This window comes from Bacillus sp. AFS055030, assembly GCF_002574545.1.
GTDB lineage: Bacteria > Bacillota > Bacilli > Bacillales > Bacillaceae_G > Gottfriedia.
The window spans coordinates 103,342-113,638 of sequence record NZ_NUGT01000007.1 but is presented as its reverse complement, the minus strand read 5'-3'; the positions used below and the strand labels follow the sequence as shown (position 1 = coordinate 113,638).

The following is a 10,297-nucleotide window of genomic DNA, read 5'->3' as shown; positions in this document are numbered from 1 at the left end:
TAGAGTGAACCCTCTAAGTGGGACACAAGAAAAAACACCTTTTATGTCGTATAGTTAAACTATATTTCATAAGAGGTGTTTTTTTATGGGGACAAGAGTTCATTATGATCCGGTTGTAAAATGGAAAGCTGTAAAAATGAAAGAGGATGGCTGTTCGAATAAAGAGATTATGGAAACGTTAGGAATAAAAAATGTCTCACAAATTAAGACATGGGTGAAGTGGCATCGTGCTGGAGAGACACATCGATTTAATCAGCCAGTGGGTAAACAATATACTTTTAATAAAGGGATAGAAGCATTTCGGAAGTTGAAGCACTTAAATTAAGGATTAGGCAACTTGAGATGCAAAATGAATTACTGGGAAAGTTAAAAGGGATCTCAAAAAATTAACGAAGACGGGTATTGTAAAGGTAATAGAGGAACTAAAGACAAAATATCCAATTCGAGAAATGTTACTGTTTCTTGAGATCCCAAAAAGTAGTTATTACCGTTGGAAAAGACAAAAGCTTTCAAATGATGATCAGGAATTAATTAAATTGATTAAAAAAATATACAAGAAACATAAGAAAAGGTATGGTTACCGACGAGTTACAGGTGAATTAAAGACAGTTCACGGTTTGAAAATTAATCGGAAGAAAGTTAGAAGATTAATGCGAGAAATTGGGTTATTTGCGAAAATCAGAAGAAGAAAGTTTGTGCACTATAAGCCTTCTGAAAGTGTAAAAATGAAAGATTTAATTAAAAGAAAGTTTAAAGCTGAAGCTCCGAACCAAAAGTGGTATACAGATGTATCGACTCTAACATTTGGAGAAAACCATTTATATTTATCAGCTATTATTGATGGATTTAATAACGAGGTAATAAGCGCTGTAATAAGTGATTCTCCCAATCTAAAGTTAGCCTACGATACAGTAGATCAAGCTTTGGAGAAAAGGAAAATTAACAAAGTTATTCTACATTCTGATCAAGGAGGTCTCTATACATCGCCCAAATTTCAGGCATACGTAAAAGAAAAGAACATTATCCAAAGCATGTCCCAAAAAGGAGTATGCTACGATAATGTTCAAATCGAATCATTCTTCTCACATTTGAAGACAGAAGCCTTCTACTCTCAAGATTACGCAGCGACCAACTCCAAAATCATTGAGATTGTGAAAGAATATATTTATTATTATAACAATGAACGAATTCAAATAAAACTAAATAACCTACCCCCGATAAAATATCGGGAGCAGGTTGCGGCATAGGTGTTTTTTCTGAAGTCCCAAAAATGGGGTTCAGACTATAACTTAGAAATGAGCTTTTTTTTATTAAACTTAATTAAGGGGGGAACTAAATTTTATTATTTTATTACCACAATTGGGATAATATAACTAAATCCTGCATACTCCGCTCTTACAACTGCTGCTCCTTCAGAGGCTGCAAATACATAATGATCTTTCGTAACATAAGCGACATCAGAGTTTGACATTCTCCAAAACACTTCAGTTGTAATATCCTTTACAGTACCATCACTAAATAATGCATTAATTTTTAATTTCATTTTTGAACCTACTGATTTAACAACATTGTCTGGTGTAGCGAATATTCCTACTACATGAGTGGCATGTTTAGCAACAACTTCAATATTTAGCTCTTTCGTCACTCCTAAATAGGATGCGGTAATTGTCGTTTTTCCAACGGACTGGGCAGTAATCCGTCCGGTATCAGAAATGGTTGCAACTGTTTCATCTGCAACACTCCATTCTACATTATCTGTTACTTCAAATCTGTCCCACCGACCATTACCATATACTGCATCAATGCTTATATTCGTCATTTCTTTTGGTTCTAAAACTACTTTATCATCACCGACATTTGACACTAATTCCTTAGGCTTCATTACTCTCACCCAAACTGCATCATTAAAGCCATTATGATAGCGGAAGAAGACATGGGCTTCACCCGTGCCTACTGGCGTGATAACCCCGTTTTGATCAACCTTAGCAACACTCTCATCTGTAGACTCCCATTTTCCCTCTCGATCGACTTCTACAACTTCACTGTTTGTATACTCTGCGAATGGAATGATATCTACTGGCTGATCTCCTGGTTGCATTAGCAGATACCCCTGACTTAAAGTAAGTGAAAATAAGTTAACGGGTCCAAGTGTTTCAATTACATTAACAGGAATTTCAAATTGGTATCCGTCTATTTTACCTATAATAGTAGTTTTTCCATTCTTTTTACCAATAATCTTTCCTTCTGAAATACTAGCAATTGATGGATTCTTTACTTTCCATTTTACCAACTGTGTAAGATTTCTCTGAACGCCATCATTATATTGCCCTGAAATTTTAAAAGGATAAAGTTTACCTCTTTGAACGACAACATCGAAGGTATTAACTAGTAATGATTCAATTTTTAAATCCGTTTCTTGTTTTTCTTGTTGTGGACTTTCAGGTAAAATTGTGACATCAAGTATTTCTGTAATTGTACCGTTGTTGATTAGAACTTGTGTAGTACCAGGTGAGACCGCAGTCAGTACACCATTTTCTACTGTAACAATATCTGGATTTAGTGTTGTACATCTTCCAAGAGATGTAACGTCCGCATTTGAACCATCTTGATATTTTGCTTTTACAGAAAACGGGTGCGTTCGTTCAGTTATTTTAAATTTAATGTCTGTTTCACTTGGTTCTAAATCAATTATTCGACTAACTATCTTTTTATCTGATACAACAATTTCAAATCGTTTTGTGTAGTCCATACTATATACGCTTACATTTGCTGTACCTTTACCATGAGCTGTAATCAATCCATCTTTATCGATCGAAACGACATTTGGGTTAGAAGAATTGTAAAGTGATAAAGAAGTTACATCCAGTTCAGATCCATCCGAATAGTATGCTTTCACGTTTAACTGCTTTTGCTCGTTTACAATCATATTCGTCACATTAGGTGTAACGGTAATTTTTTCAGGCAATGGAGTAGCATTGTATTGCTTAACTATTACTGGAATATCGACAGTTTGCCTCTCAAAAATAGCAGTTAATATAGCTGTACCTTTATTGTGGCCCGTCACCTTATCTAAACTACCTGACGCTACTCTAGGATCGCTACTAATTAGCTCAACGGAATTTGTTACATCCTTTACCATTCCATCACTATATATGGCTTTAATTGATATTTTCTTTTCCTCTCCAGCTTTTAAGTAGAAGTTGGAAGGTGTAGCCGTTAAGCCAATTGGTTTAGGTGCAGAAAGCTTATTTGTGATGTTGACATTTATTTCAATTGGAGGATGTAGATTAGAGCGGTAGGAAGCTCTAATTTTTGTTTTACCTGTCTTACCTCCAATGATTAAACCATTGTTTGTTACTGTGGCAATGCTAGGATTATCACTCGTCCAAGCTGCTTTATCTCTGACATCTACAGACGTACCGTCATTAAATACTTCATTTAAGGTTGCCTCGAATGAAGCATTTGGTAAAATTTCAATATTAGGTGTATCCGTTACAAGTTTTTTCGGTTTAACGACCTTAACCCGTACAGCATCTACAAATTTATCATACTTAAAATAAATATATGCTTCTCCTACCCCAACCGGAGTGATCAAACCACTACTATTTACGGTTGCAACATTAGTATTTGTTGCTTCCCATTTACCAAGTGTTTTCACATCTTTCACTACACCTAAAGATGTTCTAGTTTGAGCTTCAACTTGGACAGGCTTGTCAGTTGCCTCTAGTCTTAACTGCCCTACTGAAAGTTCAAGTCCTGTTGTTTCTACATAAACCTCTTTAACTGAAACAAAAAAGTTAATCTCAGGAAATGTTGAATATTTAACCTTTAAAAAAGTATCACCTGCTGTAATACCTTTTATTTCTCCTTTTGAGACTTTTACAATTGAAGTATCGCTCGATTTCCAAGTAGCAGAACTAGTTACGTCTTTTACAGAACCGTCACTATAAAGTGCTTTCAATTGAATTGATTTCTTTTCTCCTTGTTTAATAAAAGTTGTTCGATAAGCTGATAGCATTAAAGTGACTATTTTCGGTTTTTTTTGAGTTTTAGGCTTGTCTTTCTTTATAGTAATCGAAACATCAACTTTTGATACTGCTGCTCCAAGCTTAAATTGAACTTGTGTAGATCCCGTAGAAATAGCCTTTAGTGTCCCATTTTTTACTGTTACAATCTTTTTATTGGCAGAAGTCCATTGTCCTTCTTTTGAGACATCCTTTTTAGTGCCATCTTCGTATACTGCTACAATTGATAATTTATGGCTGACTTCTGAAAGTGCAAAAGATACCGTAGACTCACTAGGAAGCATTTTTACAATTTTTTTACTCTTAGGGACCTTTATTTCTGTTTTCGATGCTGCAAAGGTCAAATTACTAAATAAAGAGATAAATAATGTAAAAATGATCGTTAATGTAAAAACCCGATTAAGGCTCTGTAACCTCATTTGTTGTCCTCCTAAAATTTTAATTCAGATTGAAATTAGAACTTTTTCATAACAAATTACTAGTATTTGAAGAAATACTAAACTTACGATCATATGGATTTTTAGAAAAAATAATAGATTGAGCACTCAACAACCTAATATTATGAGTATTCAGAATTATTAACAATACAGGATTTTAAATGATCTTGATTTGATTTGTCGATGGATGGGGATTTTTAGTCTAATAGTATGGTATTCCTGTGTAAAATATGATTTAATATGACAATCTTCGAATTAGAGTCCTTGAAAATATGTCTATTGTCTGTGTATATGAAGAGCTGATACTCCATTCTTAGGAGTATCAGCTTCGTAAGAACTTATTATTTCACTACTTTCATCCTACTCGAGTTAATTATGATTCTATTTCTTCTTAATTTCATTAAATTCTATAGTTAATAGCATTCATTGTCGTTTTATTTTACAATTAATGGAAAGTAAATAAAAAAGTGTGGTGAATTCTTTGTTTAAACTATTACTCATTGAAGATGATTCTTCCCTATTCACTGAGATTAAAGACCGTTTATCAGGATGGTCCTATGAGGTATATGGCATAAATGACTTTAGTAAGGTAATTCAAGAGTTTACAGAGATCAAACCAGATTTAGTTATCATTGATATACAACTACCAAAATACGATGGTTTTCACTGGTGCCGTATGATCCGTTCCCATTCAAACGTACCAATTATCTTTTTATCTTCAAGAGATCACCCTTCAGATATGGTCATGTCAATGCAGCTTGGAGCAGATGATTTTATACAAAAACCATTCCATTTTGATGTACTAATTGCAAAAATCCAAGCTACTCTTAGACGCGTTTATAATTACAATACTGAAAAAATTGCTCTTAAAACTTGGTGTGGTGCAACCGTGGACTATGAAAAAAATACGGTATCGAATGAAAATGGTGCAATTGAACTTACAAAAAATGAGATTTATATTTTAAAACTGCTAATTGAACAAAAAAATAAAATTGTAAGTCGTGAGGAATTAATAAATGCCCTTTGGGATGATAAGCGATTTATTAGTGATAATACTTTGACTGTAAACGTAAATCGATTACGTAAAAGATTAGATGAAATAGGTTTAGGGCAATTTATTGAAACAAAGGTTGGTCAAGGATATATTGCTTTAGAAGAGGCGATCTAATGTTTAGAACATTTTTAATTGAGCGATTTAGTTGGATACTTTTTTTTCTATTAACGCAAGTACTCATTGTATTTGTTTCTTTTATTGATTCGTCAATTCCAATAAAATCATTACTTTACATTGTCTTTCTATCACTATTATTGTTTTTTATTTTTTTAGTCGTTCGATATCCTAAAGAAATAAAATTTTATAAAAGTCTCATCGAACGTGAAGATAACCTTGATTTGACTGGTATTGAAGATTCAAATAGTCCATTTGAAGAAATTGTAGAAAACAGTTTAACGAACCAAACAATCTTATTTAAAAAAATAGCTATTCAAAATCAAACTTATTTAGAGCAAGAAAAAGATGAGCTCCTATCATGGATCCATGAAGTAAAAACGCCTTTAACAGCAATGCATTTAATGATTGATCGGATGAAGGATGAAAAGTTGAAATCAAATTTAACTTATGAATGGTTACGTATCCACCTATTACTAGATCAACAGCTTCACCAAAAAAGGATTCCATTTATTGAAAATGATCTTTATATCGAAAAAATTCAACTTGAAGATGTCATTTATCCAGAGATAAAAACTTTGCAATCATGGTGTATTCATAAAGGTATTGGATTTGATATTGAGTTAGAGGAGCTAGAAGTATTCAGTGATGCTAAATGGTTATCATATATAATACGACAGCTATTAACAAATGCGGTGAAATATAGTACATCCTCTGACATTCGGATTATAAGTAAGCAAAAAAATGAACAAGTGATTCTTGAAATTCAGGACTTTGGTCGTGGTATTCACTCAAAAGATTTACCGCGAATTTTCGAAAAAGGATTTACTTCTACAATCCAACATCAAGACAACGCTTCTACAGGGATGGGATTATATTTAGCAAAAAAAGCTGCCCAGTCCCTACATATTACTGTCCAAGTAAAGTCAGAATTAGAAAAGGGTTCGATTTTCACACTAATCTTCCCTAATCGAAATGAATTTGTAAAAATAACAGGCATGTGACAAAATTGTCACATGCTTTTGTTTATTGTTCGGTTAATCAAAGGAAACGGTCTTAGTAACCATTTATACTAATTTTATCGAATGAAAATAAAGGAGTGAATGAATTGAATATTTTAGAAGCAAATAAAATTCATAAAAGTTACGGAAATAAATTTAATAAACAAGAAGTGTTAAGTGGCATTAATTTAAACATCGAAAAAGGTGAATTTGTTAGTATCATGGGTCCATCTGGATCTGGTAAAACAACTTTACTAAACGTTCTTTCCTCAATTGATAAGATCAACAGTGGAACGATTGCAATTGAAGGTAAAGATATAACGGACATGAGAGAAAAACAATTAGCAGAATTTCGTAAAAACTATTTAGGTTTTATTTTCCAGGAATACAACTTACTCGACACATTAACAGTAAAAGAAAATATACTTTTACCTTTATCAATAACAAAAACTTCATCAAGTGAAGCCAATCAAAAGTTTGAAGTAATTGCTAGAGAGCTTGGTATTTATGAATTAAAAGATAAGTACCCTAACGAAATCTCTGGGGGTCAAAAACAGCGTACATCAGCCGCTAGAGCATTTATTCATGAACCGAGTATTATTTTCGCTGATGAACCTACAGGTGCATTAGATTCAAAATCCGCTTCAGATTTATTAAATAAACTAAGTGAACTAAATGAGAAAAGAAACGCGACAATTGTAATGGTTACACATGATCCAGTAGCAGCAAGCTTTTGCAACCGCGTAGTCTTTATTAAAGATGGACAAATCTATTCGCAACTACACAAAGGTGATGATACGAGACAGAATTTCTTTAAAGATATCATGAAAACTCAAGGTGTTTTAGGTGGTGTTCACAATGAGCATTAATCATTTGATATTCCGAAATTTAAAAAAGAATATAAAAAACTATTATTTATATGTTTTTGCTTTAGTGTTTAGTGCTGCTTTATACTTCTCATTTGTTACCTTACAATATGACCCATCAATGGAAGCGACAAAGGGTTCGATCAAAGGAGCAGCAGCAATTCGCTCGGCGTCGATTTTACTTGTTGCAATCGTTTCGATTTTCCTTTTATATGCAAATATGATTTTCATAAAAAGAAGAAGTAAAGAAATTGGTTTGTTTCAATTAATCGGTATGACTAAAAACAGGATTTTTGGTATTTTAACAGTTGAAAATTGTATTCTCTATTTTAGTTCACTGGCTCTTGGGATCTTAGTAGGTTTTTCGATTTCAAGGCTAATCATTATGATTTTATATAAAATCGTAGGCGTTAAAGCGATCGCTACTTTACATTTTTCTTCAGAAGCTTTAGTACAGACATTAATTGTATTTGTTGTCATTTATGCTTTCATTATGTTAATGAATTATGTCTTTATAAAAAGACAAACTATTTTATCTTTATTCCGAGTAGTCTCATCGACTGAAGGTAAGCTTAAAAAAATGTCTATTTTTGAAATAGCTATTGGAATTTTAGGTATCTTACTAATTATTTCAGGTTACTATTTATCATCAAAACTATTTGATGGTGATTTTACAACTACGACTGAACTATTTGCAGTAATGATCTATATTTTAGCGTCTGTCATCATTGGGACTTATTTAGTATATAAAAGCTCTGTTCGCTTTATTTTAAATATCGTTCGAAAAAAGAAAAAGGGCTATTTAAATATTAATGATGTTCTCTCTTTATCTTCAATTATGTTTAGAATGAAGTCTAATGCTTTGTTACTAACCATTATTACAACTGTATCGGCACTAGCAATTGGTTTATTATCTTTAAGCTATATTTCTTATTATTCTGCTGAAAAGACAGCTGAGAGCCATGTCCCTGCTGATTTTTTCTTAAATAATAAGAAGGATTTACAAACTTTCACATCTGCGCTAAATAAAAATGGTATTAAATATACAGAAGAACATACTGAGGTTATTCAAGTTAATGCAAATATAAAGAATATACTAGAAAAAGGGTTAGACGGTATGATGAAGGATACAGAAAAGTTTCCACTTGCCGTCGTAAGTGAAAAGTCAATTAAAGTAAACCTCCATTCTAATGAAGCGTTATTTACTGGATACGATGATATGCTACAAAAGTTTATGACGATAAAGGAATCAGGGCAAGTTGAATTAATTAGCAATAAGGAAAAGTTTAATTTAAACTATTTAGGATTAAAACGTGAAAAGATTATACCTTCCTACTTCACAAATGGTGGATTTCCTACTGTCATAGTAGACGATCAAGTGTATAAAACGTTAAAACAGAATCTTGATCCATCAATTCAAAAAGATTCTACTATCTATAATGGCATTAATATAAGTGATGAAAAACTAATCGAAAAAGCAAATGATATTTTTATGAATCATCAATTAGATAAGAATTATCCTAATGATTCTAGAATTGAAATCATTAAAACCCAGAAAGCAAATATGGGTCTTATTATGTTCATCGTCGGATTTTTAGGACTAACGTTCTTAATGACATCAGGATGTATTTTATACTTTAAACAAATGGATGAAAGTGTTGACGAGAAACCGAATTATACAATTTTACGTAAACTAGGTTTCTCTCGTAGAGACTTATTAAGAGGAATACGCTCTAAACAACTATTTAATTTCGGTATCCCTTTAGTAATCGGACTGATCCATAGCTATTTTGCTGTCCAATCTGGATGGTTCTTATTCGGTACTGAAGTTTGGACACCAATGATAATCGTGATGGTTTTATATGCTATTTTATACTCTGTATTTGGTCTTTTATCCGTTCTTTATTATAAAAAAGTAATTAAAGAAGCTCTTTAGACTAATACTACTTCCTATTAAATAATAGAAGCTGGAACCTTGAGCTTCTATTATTTTTTTACTTATTTTGATTTATAAAATCTTTATACATACTACTTTATAGGAGGATCGGGATGACGAAAACCATTGTTGAAAAACTAAATTTAAAAAAGTATAAAAAAGCTACCATTTTAAATCAACCGAGTGATGCAAATTATTTTGCAGATTTACCACATTTTGATACGGATCTACAAAACCATCCTTACGATCTCATATTTGCTTTTGTACTTGATATGGACTCACTAAAAGAACTAGTCCCAAAAATTATCCAGAATCATTATTTAGATAAAAATGGTTATATTTTTATTGCCTATCCTAAAAAAGGAAACAAAGTCTACCCGACTTATATTCATCGTGACGATTTATTCGAAGGATTAGGTGCTGATGAGAGCGGCTATATTGGTTCAAGTTCAATTAAATTTGCTCGAATGGTTGGACTTGATGATGTCTTTACGGTTGTTGGATTAAAAGATACGACGAAAACAAAAGCTGACAACTCATCGAAACCAAGTCAATGTGTCGATGACTATATCGATATGATTCCAAACGTTGAAAAAGATTTAGAAGATTCTCCTAATATACTTAAGATCTATAATTCTCTAACTCCTGGGTATCGTAAAGACTGGGCTCGTTATATATATAGCGCTAAGCAAGAAGCAACGAAAACAAAAAGGCGTGAAGAAATGAAAATGGCCTTAGGTGCTGGTTATAAAACAATGGATTTATATCGCAGGAATAAAAAATAAAAGTCAAAAATCCACAAGATATTCTTGTGGATTTTCTTCATGTATTAAATTATTTAGAAGTGTAGCCTGTTTTATTATA

The 10,297-nt window shown here is 32.4% G+C and carries 8 protein-coding genes; 7 read left to right on the top strand and 1 reads right to left on the bottom strand.

The window, feature by feature from the left end; translation table 11 throughout:
• The first annotated feature begins 85 nt into the window (after window positions 1-85).
• Window positions 86-325 carry a hypothetical protein gene (locus CN925_RS02805; RefSeq protein ID WP_098844584.1) on the top strand — a complete coding sequence of 80 codons (240 nt, stop codon included), beginning with the start codon at window positions 86-88 and terminating at the stop codon, window positions 323-325.
• A 28-nt stretch (window positions 326-353) separates the two neighbouring features.
• A complete protein-coding gene (locus tag CN925_RS02800) occupies window positions 354-1,247 on the top strand; it encodes an IS3 family transposase (RefSeq protein WP_142339175.1) in 894 nt (297 codons plus the stop codon).
• Between the two features lie 95 nt (window positions 1,248-1,342).
• Here CN925_RS02800 and CN925_RS02795 read toward each other — a convergent pair whose 3' ends face one another.
• A complete protein-coding gene (locus CN925_RS02795) occupies window positions 1,343-4,444 on the bottom strand; it encodes an Ig-like domain-containing protein (RefSeq protein WP_098844578.1) in 3,102 nt (1,033 codons plus the stop codon).
• Between the two features lie 499 nt (window positions 4,445-4,943).
• Between CN925_RS02795 and CN925_RS02790 the strand changes: the two genes are divergently transcribed.
• The 5 genes from CN925_RS02790 (at window position 4,944) to CN925_RS02770 (ending at window position 10,218) form a co-directional block, all read left to right on the top strand.
• Window positions 4,944-5,630, top strand: coding sequence for a response regulator transcription factor (locus tag CN925_RS02790; protein ID WP_098844575.1), 687 nt, complete (start codon window positions 4,944-4,946; stop codon window positions 5,628-5,630).
• The gene (locus CN925_RS02785) at window positions 5,630-6,634 is read left to right on the top strand and encodes a sensor histidine kinase (protein ID WP_098844572.1); all 1,005 of its coding nucleotides are present in this window, start codon (window positions 5,630-5,632) and stop codon (window positions 6,632-6,634) included. Before CN925_RS02790 ends, CN925_RS02785 begins: the two co-directional genes overlap by 1 nt.
• Window positions 6,635-6,738: 104 nt before the next feature.
• Complete coding sequence (locus tag CN925_RS02780) at window positions 6,739-7,500, top strand: ABC transporter ATP-binding protein (RefSeq protein WP_098844570.1); 762 nt, start codon at window positions 6,739-6,741, stop codon at window positions 7,498-7,500.
• A complete protein-coding gene (locus tag CN925_RS02775; protein ID WP_098844568.1) occupies window positions 7,490-9,433 on the top strand; it encodes an FtsX-like permease family protein in 1,944 nt (647 codons plus the stop codon). Before CN925_RS02780 ends, CN925_RS02775 begins: the two co-directional genes overlap by 11 nt.
• Before the next feature lie 113 nt (window positions 9,434-9,546).
• A complete protein-coding gene (locus CN925_RS02770) occupies window positions 9,547-10,218 on the top strand; it encodes a YdeI/OmpD-associated family protein (RefSeq protein WP_098844566.1) in 672 nt (223 codons plus the stop codon).
• The last annotated feature ends 79 nt before the right edge of the window (window positions 10,219-10,297 follow it).